Raw genomic sequence first — 16,183 nt, 5'->3', positions numbered from 1 at the left:
GTCAGCCCCCCAGCGCCGCGAGCGCGCCGAGGATGGCGTCGGGGGTGGACTGCTGGAGTTCGCCCACCAGTGCGCCGTCCTTCATGAGGACCACGCGGTCGGCGTAGGACGCCGCGACGGGGTCGTGCGTGACCATGATGATGCTCTGGCCCATCTCGGTGCAGCTCCGCCGGAGCAGGGACAGCACCTCGGCGCCCGTGGCCGAGTCGAGGTTGCCGGTGGGTTCGTCACCGAAGATGACATCGGGGCGGGTCAGCAGGGCGCGGGCGACGGCGACCCGCTGCTGCTGGCCACCGGAGAGCTCGTGCGGACGGTGGGTGAGTCGGTCACCGAGGCCCAGCGACGACGAGATCTGCTGCAGCCAGGCCGTGTCCACCGTGCCGCCGGCCAGCGCGACGGGCAGCGTGATGTTCTGCTCGGCGGTGAGGGTCGGAACGAGGTTGAAGGCCTGGAAGACGAAGCCGACGCGCTCGCGCCGGAGCCGCGTCAGGGCGGCGTCGGGGAGCCCGGTGATCTCGGTGCCCCCGATCCAGAGCCGGCCGGTGTCGATGCTGTCCAGTCCGGCCAGGCAGTGCATGAGGGTGGACTTGCCGGACCCGGACGGTCCCATGATGGCGGTGAAGCGTTCCGGCTCGAAGTCGAGGGTGACGTCGCGGAGGGCGTGGACAGCGGTCTCGCCCCGGCCGTAGCTCTTGGACACGGCGCGCGCGGCGACGGCGCCGGAGGGCGGCGCCGAGGAGCCCGGGATCGCCCCGGGGAGATTCGTCGATAAGGTCATGCTTCCACGCTAGGGACGCCGGCCGTCGGGCGGATCGCCGCCAGGTCGTGGATCGAGGGGCGGAGTCTCCTCCCGTGGGATGAGCCGGACGCGCACGGTCTCCACCCCCGGTCCGCACTCGCGCCGAGGCGGGGTGCGGACGTGCCGGTCACGGCCGGACGATGCCTGTCTCGTACGCCATGACGACGGCCTGCACGCGGTCCCGCGCCTCGAGCTTGGCCAGGATGTGTCCCACATGCGTCTTCACCGTCGCCTCCGAGAGGTAGAGCTTCGCGGCGATCTCCGGATTCGACAGGCCCTGGGCGATGAGCCCGAACACCTCGCGCTCGCGGACGGTGAGCCGCGCCACGGCCTCCGCGTGGGCGTGCTGCTCGGGGGAGGGCTGCCGCAGCAGCGGTGCCACGTGGTCGAGCAGCCGGCGCGTCGTCGAGGGTGCTATCACGGCGTCCCCGCGGTGCACCGTCCGGATCGCCTCGAGCAGTTCCTCCGGCGGTGCATCCTTCAGCAGGAACCCGCTGGCCCCGGCGTGGATCGCCGCGAGGGCGTACTCGTCGAGGTCGAAGGTCGTCAGCACCACGATGCGGGGGCCGGCCGCGGCACCCGCCGACGGGGTGCGGTCGGCGAGGATCCGCCGGGTGGCCTCGAGGCCGTCCATGCCCGGCATCCGGACGTCCATCATGACGACGTCGGCGCGCGTGCTCGCGAGCGCCCTCACCGCTGCCTCGCCGTTCGCTGCCTCGCTCACCACCCGCAGGTCGGGCTGGGAGTTGATGAGCATGGCGAAGCCGCTGCGGACGAGGTGCTGGTCGTCGACGATCGCGACGCGGATCGGTGCGGCGGCGTCGGCCGTCCCTGCCGCGAGGCGGTCGCCGGCGGGGGTCTCGGTGATGCTGTCCATGCTCTGTGTCGTCTCCTCTGATCGCCGTGCTGGGGTGGTGCCGGTCTCCGGCCCGGAGTGCCTCAGGTCCGGGTGTAGGGGATGAAGGCCTCCACCCGGTAGCCGCCGCCGATCCGGGGCGCAGCCGCTACGGAACCGTCGTAGAGCCGCACGCGCTCCGTCATCCCCAGGATCCCCTGGCCCGCACCCGCGGTGGCGGGATCCGCCGCGGCGCCCCGGCCGTCGTCGTCGACCGTGATGCTGAGCCCCCGGGGACCGTGGTCGAGCACCACGTCGGCGGTGGTGGCCGCCCCTGCATGGCGGAGCACGTTGGTGAGCGCTTCCTGGACCACGCGGTAGGCGGTCAGCTCCGCGCCGGGTGGCAGGTCGCCGCGCGGCGTCCCCGTGCGGCGGCACGCGACGCGGATCCCGGACCGGCGCACCGACCGGACGAGGGAGTCGACGTCGTCGAGCGTCGGCAGAGGGCGGGTGGATGCACTCTCGTCCCCGCGCAGCACCCCGAGCAGCCGCCGCATCTCGCGGAGGGAGCCCCGCCCGGTGTCGGCGATGGTCCCGAGGGTCCGGACGGCGACCTCCGGGGAGTGCGCACTGGCGTACCGGGCGCCGTCGGCCTGGGTGATGATCACGGACAGGGAGTGGGCCACGATGTCGTGCATCTCGCGGGCGATATGGCTGCGTTCGTCCGCCGCGGCGAGGTCCCGTTCCTGCTGCCGCTCGACCTCGAGCCGGCGCGTCCTGTCCTCGAGGGCCTGGTAGGTCAGGCGGCGTGAACGCGACAGATCGCCCAGCGTCCAGGCGAGCAGCACGAGCGATTCCACGAGGAACAGCAGGATCAGGAACAGCGGCACGGTGGTGAGGGCCGGTTGGCCGGGGCCGAGTCCGATCAGGGTGCCGTACCGCACCAGGCCGATCGATGTGCCGGCGACGGCCAGTCCCAGCCCCCCGAGGCTCGCCCACCGGGGACCGTGGGCGGCGAGGGTGAAGAGCGTGATGAGGATGACGAACTGGGCCGCCACCGGCTCGATCCCGGTGACCAGCTGCATCACGGAGACGCCGGCGACGAGCCCGGCCGAGAGGACGATGCGCGAGCGGCGCCATACCAGCGGGACGGTCAGCGCCGCCGATACGACGACGATCAGCGTGTACCCCTCGATGCCGTCCGCCGCGAAGGGCAGGACGAACAGGAGGAGGATCGCCAGTACCAGGCAGGCATCGACGGTTCGCGGATGCGTGCGGACCCAGCGCGCCAGCCGCAAGTGGATGTCCATGGAGTCCCACTCTAGGCGGGGCGCTCGGCCGCGCACATCAGACCCAGGGTGGAGCCGTCTCACCCTGCGGACGGATTGTTGCCACCCGGAACGCTTTCCTACGCTGGGACCATGACTGATGCATCCCGCCGTCTCGACCTCGCCGTCATCCCGGGAGACGGGATCGGGCCCGAAGTGACCGCCGAGGCGGTCAAGGTGCTGCTCGCGGCGGTGGGTGACGCCGCCGAGCTCTCCCTCACCGAGTACCCGCTCGGCGCCGAGCACTGGCTGGCCACGGGGGAGACGCTGCCGGATGCCACCCTCGACCGGCTCAGGGTGCATGATGCCATCCTCTTCGGAGCGGTGGGCGCCGCCCCCGGCGACACCCGCATCCCGTCGGGGCTGATCGAGCGCGAGCTCCTGCTGAAGCTCCGCTTCTCGCTGGACCACTTCGTGAACCTGCGCCCTTCACGGCTGTTCCCCGGCGTGCCCAGTCCCCTGGCGGATCCCGGGGTGATCGATTTCGTCGTCGTCCGGGAGGGGACCGAGGGCCCCTACACCGGCAACGGCGGGACGCTGCGCGGTGGCACGCCGCACGAGGTGGCCACGGAGGTGTCCCTCAACACCGCGCACGGCGTCGAGCGGGTGGTGCGCGATGCGTTCCGGCGGGCCGCCGCACGGAGGAAGAAGCTCACCCTGGTGCACAAGCACAACGTCCTCGTGTACGCGGGGCACCTGTGGAAGCGCACCGTGGAGGCCGTCGCCGCCGACTTCCCGGACGTGACCCACGACTACCTGCACGTGGATGCCGCGATGATCTTCCTCGTGACCGATCCGTCGCGCTTCGACGTGATCGTCACCGACAACCTCTTCGGGGACATCGTGACGGACCTCGCGGCAGCCGTGACGGGCGGCATCGGCCTCGCGGCGTCGGCGAACCTGAACATGGACCGCACGGCTCCGTCCATGTTCGAACCCGTGCACGGCTCGGCGCCGGACATCGCGGGCCGGCAGGTGGCCGACCCGACCGCCGCGATCCTCTCCGCGGCACTCCTCCTGCACCATCTCGGCCTCCCGGACCGCGCGGCACGGATCGAACGCGCGGTCGAGGAGGACATCGCTGCCCGCTCGGGTGCGCGGAGCACCTCGGCGATCGGCGATGCTATTGCCGCGGCCGTGTCCTAAGGTGGTTACACATCATTAACCCAGTGCCGGAGCACTGACCACCGACGGACGACGGCGGCCGAGCCGCGCGTACAGTCCGTACCAGCGCGGAGGAACCATGACAGCCACGGATACCCATTTCGCCCAGCACCTCTCGACGCAGCGGGCGTCGGCCGAGGAGCGGGAGGCGGTGCTGGCGAACCCCGGCTTCGGCAACTTCTTCACCGACCACACGGCGATCGTCGACTTCAGCGTCGACGAGTCGGGCGTCGGCGGCTGGCACGATGCGCGCGTGGAGCCCTACGGGCCGATCGCCCTGGACCCCGCGGCCGCCGTCCTGCACTACGGCCAGGAGATCTTCGAGGGCATGAAGGCCTACCGCCACGCGGACGGCTCGGTGTGGACCTTCCGCGCGGACGCCAATGCGGCGCGCTTGAACCGCTCGGCGATCCGCCTCGCGCTGCCCCAGCTGCCCGAGGAACTCTTCCTCGAGTCCCTGCGCCGGCTCGTCGCGGTCGACCAGGAGTGGATCCCCTCCGGCGACGGCGAGAGCCTGTACCTCCGGCCGTTCATGATCGCCACGGAGGCGTTCCTCGGCGTCCGTCCCGCCCGCGAGGTGTCCTACCGCGTGATCGCCTCGCCCGCCGGGAACTACTTCGGCGGCGAGGTGAGGCCGGTGGACATCTGGGTGTCCCGCAACTATGCGCGGGCAGGACGCGGAGGCACCGGGGCGGCGAAGGCCGGCGGCAACTACGCCTCCTCGCTCGCGGCCCAGCTCGAGGCGGAGGCCCACGGCTGCAAGCAGGTGCTCTTCCTCGACCAGTTCAACGACAACGCCGTCGAGGAGCTCGGCGGCATGAACGTATTCTTCGTGTTCCGTGACGGGTCGATCGTCACCCCGGCCCTCTCCGGCACCATCCTCGAGGGCGTCACACGGTCCTCCATCATCCAGCTCGGCCGGGACCGGGGACTGGAGGTCAGCGAGCGCAAGATCACGCTGGACGAGTGGCGCGACGGCGTCGCGAGCGGCGAGATCACCGAGGTGTTCGCCTGCGGCACGGCCGCGGTCATCACGCCCATCGGCCGGCTCCGTGACGGCGACGAGTTCATCGGCGCCGAGGGCGCCCCCGCCGGCGAGGTGACCATGTCCATCCGCAGCGAGCTGCTCGGCATCCAGACCGGCGTCGTCGAGGACACGCACGGCTGGCTCACGCGCCTGGTCTGAACCTCGGGAGAACACGACGGCGTCCGTCCCGCCCCGTCAGGGGTGCGGGAGGGACGCCGTGGTCGTTCACGGGTGCATGGATCCCGTCGGACCGCGGGGGAGTCAGACCGACGACGCCGTCTCCGCGTCGTCGACACCCTCGCCCACCCGCAGGTGCCGCGTGGTGGCGAGCAGGGTCGACGCCTCGTCCGCGGGCATCGGGCGGCTGAAGTAGTAGCCCTGCCCGCTGGCGCATCCCAGTGCCCTGAGCTGGTCGGCCTGCTCGCGGGTCTCGATGCCTTCGAAGACGGCTTCGAGACCGGCTGCCCGGATGAGCTGCAGGATGGCTGCGACGAAGTCGAGCTGACCTGTCCTCGTGTTGAGCTCGACGAGGAGCGACCGGTCCACCTTGACCATGCTGACCGGCAGTTCCCGGAGGTAGCTGATGGAGGAGTAGCCCGTCCCGAAGTCGTCGATCTCGATCCCGACGCCGAGCTGCTGCAGGCTCAGCAGGGAGTACATCTCCACCTCTCCGCGCGTCACGATCGCCGTCTCCGTGATCTCCACCACGAGGCTGTGGGCCGGGACCTCGAGCTTCCGGAGCAGTCCCCTGATGTGGTCGACGAGGTCGAGCTGCTTGAGTTCGACGGCGGAGAGGTTGACCCGCAGCTGGAAGTCGTCGTCGAGCGGGAGGTCCTTCCGCCAGGCCGCGAGCTGCTGCAGGGATGCGGACATCACCCAGCGGTCCAGGTCGTGGATGACGCCGATCTCCTCGGCGAGCGGGATGAACGTGTCCGGGGGGATCAGCCCGCGGAGGGGATGCTGCCACCGCACGAGCACCTCGACGCCGAGGATCCGGTTGGTGGCGAGTTCGACGACGGGCTGGTAGTGCAGGACGAGCTGGTCGGAGCTGATGGCGTCCCGGAGTTCCGTGGCCATCTGGCTGCGGAGTTGCCGGGAGTACAGCATCACGGGTTCGAAGACCTTGATGATGCTGCGGCCCTCCCGCTTGGCGGCGTACATGGCGGTGTCCGCGTCAAGGAGGAGTTCGTCCGCCGTCTGGCCGGCGGCGCCGATCCGCACCCCGATGCTCGCACGGGAGTGGACGTACAGGGAGTCGAGGCGGATCTGCTCCCCGAGGGCGTCGAGTGCCCGGCGGGCGACCTGCATGGCGATCTCCATGGTGGCGCCCGGGAGCAGGATGGCGAACTCGTCGCCGCCGAGTCGTGCCACGAGGTCGCTCTCGCGGACCACCCCGAGGAGGCGGTTGGCGACTTCCCGGAGGACGCGGTCGCCCGCGTCGTGCCCGAAGCGGTCGTTGACGTTCTTGAAGCTGTCGAGGTCGAGGAGCAGGAGTGCCGGCGGCTCGGCGTCGGTGGCGGCCGCCTGGGCGAGTGCCTCCTCGATGCCGTCCATGAGGGCGACGCGGTTCGCGAGGCCGGTCAGGGCGTCGGACATCGCCATCTTCATCATGTCGAGGTGCGCCTGGCGCAGCATCGCCGTGCGGCTCTCGACCCGCTTCTCGAACTGCTCGTAGACCTGCTCCAGTTCCTCGGCCAGCAGGTTCACGCCGGTGATCACGGCGTCGACCTCGTCCCGCGCACTGGAAGGTTCGATGCGGCTGCTCAGTTCACCGCGCGACAGCCGGACGATGCTCTCGACGAGCATCGCGAGGCGGGGGTCCTTCTGGTCAGCGCTCATCGGGTCCAGAGTACATTCCGCCGAGCGGCACATCCGGCGAGGTGGCCGACGGCGCGGCGCGTTGTGGGTACCCGGGCGGGGGGTGCGCGGGTCGTGGCTGTCACGGCCCTGACAGCCGTGCCATGGTCCCGGGACGAAGGAACCCCGACCGGGGTGGGAGTAATGGGGGAAAACGCCCGACCCGGCCGGGGTCTGCTGACCAGCGTACGCCAACCGGACGGGAAGCAGGCCCATGTACCGGGAGTAAATTCCGCTTGACGGCAGGCCGGCGAGCTGCTGGCCGGTTCAGCCCCGGATGGAATCGATCAGGGCCCGGGCGGAGGAAGCCCGGTCCTCCGCGCCCGATTGCAGGAAGAGGTCCTCACTCGCCTCGAAGTTGCCGATGGCACCGGAGTCACCACCGCGTTCCGAAAGAGCCTGACCGAGCAGGAAATGGGCTTGCGCCGCCATGTGCGTGGCCAGGAGGTGCTTCTTCTGGACGATGGACGTGAGTAGTGTCACGGCCGCCTCGACCTGACCGGTCAACACGAGCCACTGTGCCCGGGTGAGGCTCAGTTCGAGACGGTCCCGCTCCGACCCGCCAACGATCGAGCTCGCGAGCTCTGCTCGTTCGATGCACTCGAGGGTCTCGGGCTCGATAACGCCGGCGGTCAGGCGGAGCGACGCCGACGCGCGATTGAAGCGGGCCCACAGATCGAGGTCGTTGGTAGGGGAGAGAGCCTTGGCCGCACGCCCGTGATACTCCACGCCCTCCGGGATGTGTTTGAGGAGAAATGCCACATTGCCGATGGCCCAGTAGCCGACCCCGGTGGTCTGGCTGAGGGGTTCGGAACGCAGGATCTCGTCGAGAGCCCGGCATTCCTCCCAGGCGGAGTCGAGCTGGTCACTGTCCGCCAGTGCTGCGATGAGCGCATTCCTCGCGCCGACCAGGACGTTGACGTCGTCGACCTCGCCCGAAGCGTCATCGACGGCCTGTCGAGCGGCGATGACAGCGGCGGTGAGGTCTCCGCAGCCCTGGAGGGCGAGGGAGAGGATGGTGGAGACCCGCGCACTCAGGGCTTTGGACTGGGTGGTCAGCGTGTGGCCGGCCAGTGTCTCGGCCACTTCTCTCGACTCCTGCATCAGACCCTGCTTCCGCAAAGTCTCGGACACGAAGAAGGTGGCGTTCCACCAGCCCAGATCGTCGCTGTCGTCGAGGGCGGAGGCTGCCATCTCCTGTGCGAGATGCTGGGCGGTGACGTAGTCACGCTGGCTCCACGCATCGCGTGCCCGGAGTTCGATCAGCAGACGCTGTCCCGCTGCTTCCTGATAGGTCATACTCACCTTCGGCTTTCCGGATCGGTCCAGCTACTGCTCCCCATTATTGGTGCTGCAACGCAATGCGACGAGAGATTCGAAAATTGTAGAAAGAAATTCTGGAAATGTGTTACCAAAGTGACTGGTGTGGCTTACCATGATTCTTGGGCCGCTCGTGGTATGAGAGCTGGACCCTGTCATCACTCGACCACCTGCCAAAGGATCCACATCATGAAGCGCATCACCTCCGCTTTCCTTCTCGCAACACTCCTCGTGACCGGAAGTGCAGCAGCGGCCAACGCTGCTCCCGCGAAGACCGGCGTCGTCGCTCCCGTCTCTTCACTGGACCGCGTCAACAACTGGCCCGGCTAGTCACCAATCGGCAGATGGTGGCGTTCCGTTAGGTCCGCGGAACCATCTGTATGCCGGAACTGATACCGCGGGCACCCTCTCTCTGGGAAGGGAGTGCCCGCGGTATCTCCTTTTGCCCCGCGCGACGAAACCGCATACCCCGACATCGGGACTCGAAGGCCCGCGCTAGGCTTGGCGGCATGCGAATTGCACGCTTTGTCGTAGATGATGACCCAATGTTCGGCGTCGTGGAAGGGAGCGAGGGCAGCGAGGAAGTCGCCGTCATCCAGGGTGACCCCTTCTACGCCGGCATCCAGCTGACCGGAGTACGCCACGCCCTCGAGGACGTCCGCCTCCTGGCGCCCGTCATCCCCCGCAGCAAGGTGGTCGGCGTGGGACGGAACTACGCGGACCACATCCGGGAGATGGGGAGCGAGACGCCGGCCGCGCCGCTCATGTTCCTCAAGCCCAACACCTCGGTGATCGGCCCCGGGGACCCGATCATGCTGCCGTCCTTCTCGGACCAGATCTCGTACGAGGCCGAACTCGCCGTCGTGATCGGCCGGATCTGCAAGGACGTCCCGCTCGAGCGGGTCGACGACGTCGTCTTCGGCTATACCTGCGCGAACGACCTGACCGCACGCGATGTCCAAGAGACCGACGACCAGTGGGCGCGAGCCAAGGGCTTCGACACGTCCTGCCCCATCGGCCCCTGGATCGAGACGGACCTCGACCCGGAGAACCTCACGGTCCGGGGGAGCCTGGACGGCGAACTCCGCCAGGACGGCTCCACGAGCGACATGATCTGGGGTGTGCGCGAACTCGTGGCCTACGTCTCGCAGGCCTTCACCCTGCTGCCGGGAGACATCATCCTCACGGGCACACCGGCCGGGGTCGGGATGATCACCGACGGACAGCGGTACGACGTCGACATCGAGGGCATCGGACGCCTGTCCAACCCGGCGCGCCGCTGACGCGTCTCCGCCGTCGGGCCCGCAGTCCGGGTCCGACGGCGCGCGGCCGCCGCTGATGGTCCCACCTAGAATGGGACCACCATGACTACTGCCGCAGAGTTCCCCACCGTCTCCGATGCCACGCCCGTCCGGGTCCGATTCTGCCCGTCGCCGACGGGAACCCCCCACGTGGGCCTCGTCAGGACTGCGCTCTTCAACTGGGCGTACGCCCGCCACACCGGCGGCAAGCTGATCTTCCGCATCGAGGACACCGACGCCGCCCGCGACAGCGAGGAGAGCTACCAGCAGCTGCTGGAGGCCATGACCTGGCTGGGCATCGACTGGGACGAGGGCGTCGAGGTGGGCGGACCGCACGCGCCCTACCGCCAGTCGCAGCGCGGTGAGCTCTACCGGGACGTCATCGACCGCCTCGTCGGGGCGGGCCACCTCTACGAGTCCTTCTCGACGCCCGAGGAGGTGGAGGAGCGCCACCGTGCCGCCGGGCGGGACGTGAAGCTCGGCTACGACAACCACGACCGCACGCTGACCGAGGAGCAGAAGGACGCGTTCCGGTCGGCCGGACGTCCCGCGGTCCTGCGCCTGCGGATGCCCGACGAGGACATCACCTTCACCGACCTCGTGCGCGGGGAGATCACGTTCCGCGCCGGCAGTGTCCCGGACTTCGCCGTCGTCCGGGCCAACGGTGCGCCCCTCTACACGCTCGTCAATCCGGTCGACGACGCCCTGATGGGCATCACGCACGTCCTGCGCGGCGAGGACCTGCTGTCCTCCACGCCCCGCCAGGTGACGCTCTACCGGGCGCTGATCGACATCGGAGTGGCCCGGCACATGCCGCTGTTCGGCCACCTGCCCTACGTCATGGGCCAGGGCAACAAGAAGCTGTCCAAGCGCGATCCCGAATCCAACCTGTTCCTGCACCGTGAGCGCGGCTTCATCCGCGAAGGCCTCCTCAACTACCTGTCCCTGCTGGGCTGGAGCATGTCGGCGGACCAGGACATCTTCTCGGTGGAGCAGCTCGTCGAGAAGTTCGACGTGCGCGACGTGCTGGCCAACCCGGCGCGGTTCGACCTGAAGAAGGCCGAGGCGATCAACGGCACCCACGTGCGGCTGCTGGATCCGGGCGAGTTCCGTTCCCGCCTGCTGCCCTATCTCGCGGCGGCAGGCCTCCTCGGTGCCGATCCCACCGAGGAGGAGCTGCGCATCGTCGCCGAGGCCGCCCCGCTCGTCCAGGAACGCATCACCCTGCTCGGCGAGGCCCCCGAGATGCTGGGGTTCCTGTTCAAGGCCGACGACGCCGTGGACATCGCCGACGACGCCCGCAAGGGACTGCCCGAGAATCTCGGCGAGGTGCTCGACGCCACCCTGGCCGCCCTCGAGGGCTGCCCGACGTGGGACGCCGAATCGCTGCAGGCCGCGCTGCGGGCCGCCCTGGTCGACACGCTCGGCCTCAAGCCGCGGCTCGCCTTCGGCCCGGTCCGGACCGCGATCTCCGGGCGCAAGATCTCCCCGCCCTTGTTCGAGTCGATGGTGATCCTCGGGCGCGAGTCCTCGATCGCCCGCGTCCGGGCGCTGCGCGCGACGGCTGCGTGATGGCGACCGGTCGGGGCCCGGCAGGGCCGGCAGCGGCCGGGCAGGGCGTGCCCGACGCGGAGGGCCACGGCGTCGTCGACGGCGTGCTGTTCGACATCGACGACACGCTCGTGGACCTCGAAGGGGCCATGGGGCACACGCTGCAGGCCATCCCGGACCCGTCCCTGAACCACCTGAGCGACGACGACTGGGCACGCTACAAGGCCCTGTACACAACGGACCCCCAGCGGCACTACGACCGGTTCCTGGCGGGGGATGTCACCTTCGAGGAGCAGAGGGTGCACCGGGTCCGGCACGCGCGTGCCGCGTTCACTCCGGAGCCGTTCGTGGGGCACATGGCCGAGGCCTGGGTGCGCGCCTACGAGCAGACCCTGCCGCTGCACTTCCGGGCGTACGACGACGTCGCGCCCCTCCTGGACGAACTGGACGCCCGTGGCATCCCGTACGGCGCGGTCAGCAACAACGTGCACGCCTACCAGCGGGCCAAGCTGGACCACGCCGGCCTGCAGCGCATCGCGACGCTGGTCGGCATCGACACCGTCGGCGTGGCCAAGCCCGACCCGGCCATCTACCACGAGGGTGCACGGCTGCTCGGGACCGCGCCCGCGCGGACGCTCTACGTGGGCGACAATCGGCTGCTCGACGCCGTCGGAGCGCGGTCGGCCGGGCTGGTCGGCGTATGGCTGGACCGCGCGGGAGCCGGCCGGGCAGCGGGCACCGACGGCGGCTCGGCGGCCGATGCCGGGCACGCCCCGGAGGTGCCTCGCATCAGGGGTCTGGAGCCCGTTTTGCAGTTCCTGCCTTCTGTCCGGTAAAGTTGTTTCTCGGCGCGGAGCGGTTACGCGACCGGAGTCCAGCACGATCGGGACTCCGAAAAGTGCCATTGGGGTATGGTGTAATTGGCAACACACTGGTTTCTGGTACCAACATTCTAGGTTCGAGTCCTGGTACCCCAGCGCACTTCCGCCCCCGGGCGGAATGGCAAGAGCACACGGCAACACATAGTAAGATGGAAAGTACTGGCCCCATCGTATAGCGGCCTAGTACGCTGCCCTCTCACGGCGGTAACGCGGGTTCGAATCCCGCTGGGGTCACATTCGCCCGCAAGGGCACAGTCCGTCAGGACGCCGGGAAGTCCCGGACATCACCACGATGTCCGGGACTTTTCCGTTTGCGGAGAGGACGAGGACTTCGGGGCGCGGAGGCGGGGGACTGGCATGATGGTTTCATGAGTGCACCTTCCATGGTCGGCGAAGCCCGCGGGCTCGCCCCGCTGCTGCGCGAAGTGCGTGCCGCACTGGACAGTCTCGCGTTCCCGCTGGAGCTTCCCGGCTCGGACGTTGCGCGGGAATCGGCGGCAGCCGCACGCGCTCAGCTGACCGACTACATCCTTCCGCGACTGGCCAGCCTGGATGCCCCGCTCGTCGCCGTCGTGGGCGGGTCCACGGGCGCCGGGAAATCCACCCTCGTCAACGCCCTCGTGGGGCGTCCCGTCTCGGTCACGGGCGCCGTGCGCCCCACCACCCGCCAGCCGCTCCTGCTCCACCACCCGGATGACGGCGCGTGGTTCGACGACGCGCGGATCCTGCCCACGCTCAGCCGGGTCCGCCTCGCGACCGACGACGGCGGTGCCGGCGACCCGCCGACGGCGGGCGCGCCCGCAGCGCTCCATCAGGCCTCAGGGCCTGACACCCTGCTCCTGCGCCCGACGTCGACGCTCCCGCCCGGCCTTGCACTCCTCGATGCCCCTGACGTCGACTCCATCGCGGACGAGAACCGCCGGCTCGCCGGCCAGCTGCTCGCGGCGGCGGACCTCTGGATCTTCGTGACCACGGCCAACCGCTACGCGGACGCCGTCCCCTGGAGGCTGCTCGCGGAGGCCGGCCGCCGGGACGTCCTCGTCGCCGTCGTGCTGGACCGTGTGCCGGCCGGAGTGGAGGAGGAGATCAGGAGCGATCTCCTGACGCTGCTGTCGGCCGAGAACCTCGGGCACGCACCCATCTTCGTGGTCCCGGAGATGATGCTCGGTCCGTCGCGCATGCTGCCGGCAGACGCCGTCGAGCCGATCACGCGATGGCTGCAGGCCCTGGCAGCCGACGCCGACGGGCGGCGGGACATCGCGCGACGGACGGTGAGCGGTGCGATGCGCGCCCTCGCCGGTCGCATCGACGGCATTGCCGAAGCCGCAGGCCAGGAGCAGTCCGTCGCAGATGCCCTGCGCGCAGCCGTGGAGGGCGCCTATGCGGACGCCCTGGCGGACGTCCTCGCGGCTACGGAGGACGGCAAGCTGCTGCGCGGGGAGGTCCTCGCCCGATGGCAGGACTTCGTCGGCACCGGTGAGTTCATGCGCGGCCTCGAGACGAGGATCGGACGCGCGCGGGACCGGATGAGTGCGTTCTTCACGGGACGGCCGGCCCCGGCGGCGACCGTCGCCGAAGCCATCGGCAGCGGGTTGCAGACGGTGATCGTCGAGCAGGCGGCCCGCGCGGACGAGACCACGCGCAGGCGGTGGCGTGGGGACCACGCGGGCCGGGTGCTGCTCGGGGACGTGCCGGCGTGGGACGCCGCCGCCGTGTCGGCCGAGGTGGCCCGCGAGATCCGGGAGTGGCAGCAGGACATCCTGCTGCTGGTCCAGGCCGAGGGCGCGGACAAGCGCTTCACGGCCCGCATGCTCTCCTTCGGTGTCAACGGCGTCGCCGTGGCCCTGATGGTGGTGGTCTTCGCGTCCACGGGAGGACTCACGGGCGGGGAGATCGGCATCGCCGGGGCATCCGCGGTCGCGGGCCAGAAGCTCCTGGAGGCGGTCTTCGGCGACGACGCCGTCCGGCGACTGGCCGCCACGGCCCGCAGGAACCTCTACCAGCGCGTCGACGCGCTGTTCCGCCGCGAGCGCGAGCCCTTCGGCCGGTGCCTGCAACCCCTGGCGCTCCAGACCTCGGCCGAGGCGCTCACCGTCCTGGCGAGCCGGCTCCGCACGGCGCTGCCGGCGGAGCCTTCCGCTGCGGGAGACGGCGCGTGAGCCGTACCGGGCAGGACACGACGGAGACCGCCGGCTCGCTGGCCGAGGTGCTCGCGCACCTGCACGAGGCCTCCGAGCTCGGTGCGGAACGGCTCCCGCCGGAGGAACTGGAACGGCTCCGCCGGACGCTGGAGCGCGCGGGCCGGCGGCGGTCGCTGTCGGCGGACCACACGGTGGTGGGCATCTTCGGGCCGACCGGCAGCGGCAAGTCCTCGCTCGTGAATGCGCTGAGCGGCACCGGCGCAGCCCGGGTCGCGGTCCGGCGGCCCACGACGTCGGAGCCGCTCGCCCTCGTCTGGGGCAGTAGCGGGAGCGACGAACTGCTCGACTGGCTGGAGGTCCGGCAGCGTGTCGCCCTGCCCGAGGGCGCGCCGCTCGTCGGGGGAGGACCGGCCCGGGAGCCGCGCGTGCTCGAGGTCGTGGCACCCGGCGGAGGGCGGACCGACGCCGCGCTCGACGCGCGCACCGACCTCGGCGGACGGGAGACGCACCCCGGGGCCGAGGGCCCTGACGGTCGGGTCGCGCACGATGCCCCGGTCGGCGGAACCGACCGGCCGGACGGCCCCGGCCCCGAGGACGGGCACGACGCCGGGGCGGTGGCAACGCCCGCTCCGGACCCGGGAGCCCGTGGATCGCGCCGCGGATTCTTCCGCCGGCGCCGCAGGGGATCGACGCCGTCGGCCGGTCAGGAGCCCGCGCAGCAGTTGCTGCCCGCGCTGCCGGACACCGCCGGGCTGATCCTCCTGGACCTGCCCGATTTCGATTCCACGGCGGTTGCGCACCGGGAGACCGTCGAGCGCCTGGCGGGGATGGTCGACGTGCTGCTCTGGGTGGTCGACCCCCAGAAGTACGCAGATGCGGCGCTTCACCACGGCTTCCTGCGGGACCTGGCGACCCATGAGGCGGTGATCCTGGTGGCACTCAACCAGGCGGACCGCCTGGACCCGGAGGATCTCGAGGCCGTGCTGTCCTCCCTCGCGGGCATCCTCGCCGGCGAGGGGCTGCCGGGGGTCGACGTCGTCCCGGTGTCCGCGCGGACGGGCCAGGGGGTCGGTGAGCTCGCCGGAGGGATCAGGGAGCTCGCCGAGAGCCGCGCTGCGGCGATGCGCAGGGTGGCGGCGGATGCCGAGCGTGCGGCAGGTGATCTGCTCCCGTTCGTGGCGGAGCACGTCGCGGCGCCGTCCGACGCCGCGCGGGCGGCCCTGTCCGCGGAGCTCGGCATGGCCGCAGGCGTGCCGGTGGTGGTGGACGCCGTCCGCAGCGCCTATCGAAGGGACGTGCACGCCACCACGGGCTGGCCGGTGACCCGCTGGCTGGCGGGGCTCCGCCCCGATCCGCTGCGCCGGTTGAACCTGCGGCGGCAGGACGTCATCCCCGAGCTGCGCCGGTCCTCGCTCCCCGTCGGGGACCCGGCGCAGCAGGCGCGGGTGGGGCAGGCCCTGCGGGTGTTCGGGGACGCGGCGGCCGGCGGCCTCCGTGATCCGTGGCGTACGTCCGTCCGGGATGCTGCCCTGAGCACGTCCCCGGAGCTCACGGACGCCCTCGACGCGGCCGTCACCGGCACCGACCTGGAGACCGGTCGGAGCAGGTGGTGGGGTGTCTTCGGTGTCCTGCAGTGGATCGCCTTCGCGGCCCTGGTCGCGGGACTCGCATGGCTCGGTCTCCTGGCGGGTCTCGCGTTCCTGCAGCTGCCCGCCCTCGAGGTGCCCCGGGTGGAGGGCTTCCCCCTGCCCACCCTGCTGATCCTCGGCGGCCTGGTGGCCGGCGTCCTGCTCGCGGTCGTTGCTGCCCTCCTCGCGCGCTGGGGGGCCGGGAGGCGCGCGTCAAGGGTGCGCAGGAAGCTGCTGGCCGCCTGCTCCCGCGTGGCGGCCGACGTCGTCCTGCAGCCCGTCCTGGACGAGGTGGACCGCTGCAACGCCTTCAGCGCCGCCGTGCGTGCGGCCTCGCAGCGCAGCTGAGGG

At 70.7% G+C, this 16,183-nt stretch carries 13 protein-coding genes and 2 tRNA genes; 10 read left to right on the top strand and 5 right to left on the bottom strand.

From position 1 onward, the window contains the following. Position 1 precedes the first annotated feature (1 nt). From AC4D2F_RS03900 to AC4D2F_RS03890, 3 genes are all read right to left on the bottom strand, one after another. Complete coding sequence (locus AC4D2F_RS03900) at positions 2 to 778, bottom strand: ABC transporter ATP-binding protein (RefSeq protein WP_490909553.1); 777 nt, start codon at positions 776 to 778, stop codon at positions 2 to 4. A 148-nt stretch (positions 779 to 926) separates the two neighbouring features. Continuing rightward, complete coding sequence (locus AC4D2F_RS03895; RefSeq protein ID WP_490909552.1) at positions 927 to 1,676, bottom strand: response regulator; 750 nt, start codon at positions 1,674 to 1,676, stop codon at positions 927 to 929. Between the two features lie 62 nt (positions 1,677 to 1,738). Continuing rightward, complete coding sequence (locus AC4D2F_RS03890) at positions 1,739 to 2,944, bottom strand: sensor histidine kinase (RefSeq protein ID WP_490909551.1); 1,206 nt, start codon at positions 2,942 to 2,944, stop codon at positions 1,739 to 1,741. Positions 2,945 to 3,055: 111 nt separating this feature from the next. Between AC4D2F_RS03890 and AC4D2F_RS03885 the strand changes: the two genes are divergently transcribed. After that, the gene (locus AC4D2F_RS03885) at positions 3,056 to 4,108 is read left to right on the top strand and encodes a 3-isopropylmalate dehydrogenase (RefSeq protein ID WP_490909550.1); all 1,053 of its coding nucleotides are present in this window, start codon (positions 3,056 to 3,058) and stop codon (positions 4,106 to 4,108) included. 97 nt (positions 4,109 to 4,205) lie between these two features. Further along, positions 4,206 to 5,312, top strand: a complete 1,107-nt coding sequence (locus AC4D2F_RS03880) for a branched-chain amino acid aminotransferase (RefSeq protein WP_490909549.1) — start codon at positions 4,206 to 4,208, stop codon at positions 5,310 to 5,312. A gap of 102 nt (positions 5,313 to 5,414) precedes the next feature. Here AC4D2F_RS03880 and AC4D2F_RS03875 read toward each other — a convergent pair whose 3' ends face one another. Together AC4D2F_RS03875 and AC4D2F_RS03870 are read right to left on the bottom strand one after the other, a co-directional pair. After that, complete coding sequence (locus tag AC4D2F_RS03875) at positions 5,415 to 6,992, bottom strand: putative bifunctional diguanylate cyclase/phosphodiesterase (RefSeq protein WP_104165506.1); 1,578 nt, start codon at positions 6,990 to 6,992, stop codon at positions 5,415 to 5,417. A gap of 285 nt (positions 6,993 to 7,277) precedes the next feature. After that, positions 7,278 to 8,309: a hypothetical protein gene (locus AC4D2F_RS03870; protein ID WP_490909548.1), complete on the bottom strand. Its 1,032-nt coding sequence runs from the start codon at positions 8,307 to 8,309 to the stop codon at positions 7,278 to 7,280. A gap of 210 nt (positions 8,310 to 8,519) precedes the next feature. On the opposite strand from AC4D2F_RS03870, the gene AC4D2F_RS03865 reads away from it, so the two are divergent. The 8 genes from AC4D2F_RS03865 (at position 8,520) to AC4D2F_RS03830 (ending at position 16,180) form a co-directional block, all read left to right on the top strand. After that, entirely contained in the window at positions 8,520 to 8,660 is a 141-nt protein-coding gene (locus AC4D2F_RS03865; RefSeq protein ID WP_156135178.1) for a hypothetical protein, read from the top strand. Positions 8,661 to 8,839: 179 nt separating this feature from the next. Next, on the top strand, positions 8,840 to 9,613 hold the full coding sequence (locus tag AC4D2F_RS03860) for a fumarylacetoacetate hydrolase family protein (RefSeq protein WP_490909547.1): 774 nt from the start codon (positions 8,840 to 8,842) through the stop codon (positions 9,611 to 9,613). Positions 9,614 to 9,694: 81 nt separating this feature from the next. After that, positions 9,695 to 11,203, top strand: a complete 1,509-nt coding sequence (gltX, locus tag AC4D2F_RS03855; protein WP_490909546.1) for a glutamate--tRNA ligase — start codon at positions 9,695 to 9,697, stop codon at positions 11,201 to 11,203. After that, positions 11,203 to 12,018, top strand: a complete 816-nt coding sequence (locus AC4D2F_RS03850) for an HAD family hydrolase (protein WP_490909545.1) — start codon at positions 11,203 to 11,205, stop codon at positions 12,016 to 12,018. The genes gltX and AC4D2F_RS03850 overlap by 1 nt, the downstream gene beginning before the upstream one ends. Positions 12,019 to 12,087: 69 nt before the next feature. Further along, positions 12,088 to 12,159: transfer RNA gene (locus AC4D2F_RS03845), tRNA-Gln, on the top strand. A gap of 65 nt (positions 12,160 to 12,224) precedes the next feature. Beyond that, a tRNA-Glu gene (locus AC4D2F_RS03840) sits at positions 12,225 to 12,297 on the top strand. Between the two features lie 134 nt (positions 12,298 to 12,431). Then, the gene (locus AC4D2F_RS03835; RefSeq protein ID WP_490909544.1) at positions 12,432 to 14,222 is read left to right on the top strand and encodes a dynamin family protein; all 1,791 of its coding nucleotides are present in this window, start codon (positions 12,432 to 12,434) and stop codon (positions 14,220 to 14,222) included. Continuing rightward, entirely contained in the window at positions 14,219 to 16,180 is a 1,962-nt protein-coding gene (locus AC4D2F_RS03830) for a GTPase (RefSeq protein ID WP_490909543.1), read from the top strand. Before AC4D2F_RS03835 ends, AC4D2F_RS03830 begins: the two co-directional genes overlap by 4 nt. Positions 16,181 to 16,183: the final 3 nt, after the last annotated feature.

This window comes from Arthrobacter sp. TJ-263, from assembly GCF_058269155.1.
This window is presented reverse-complemented; position numbering and strand designations above follow the sequence as displayed.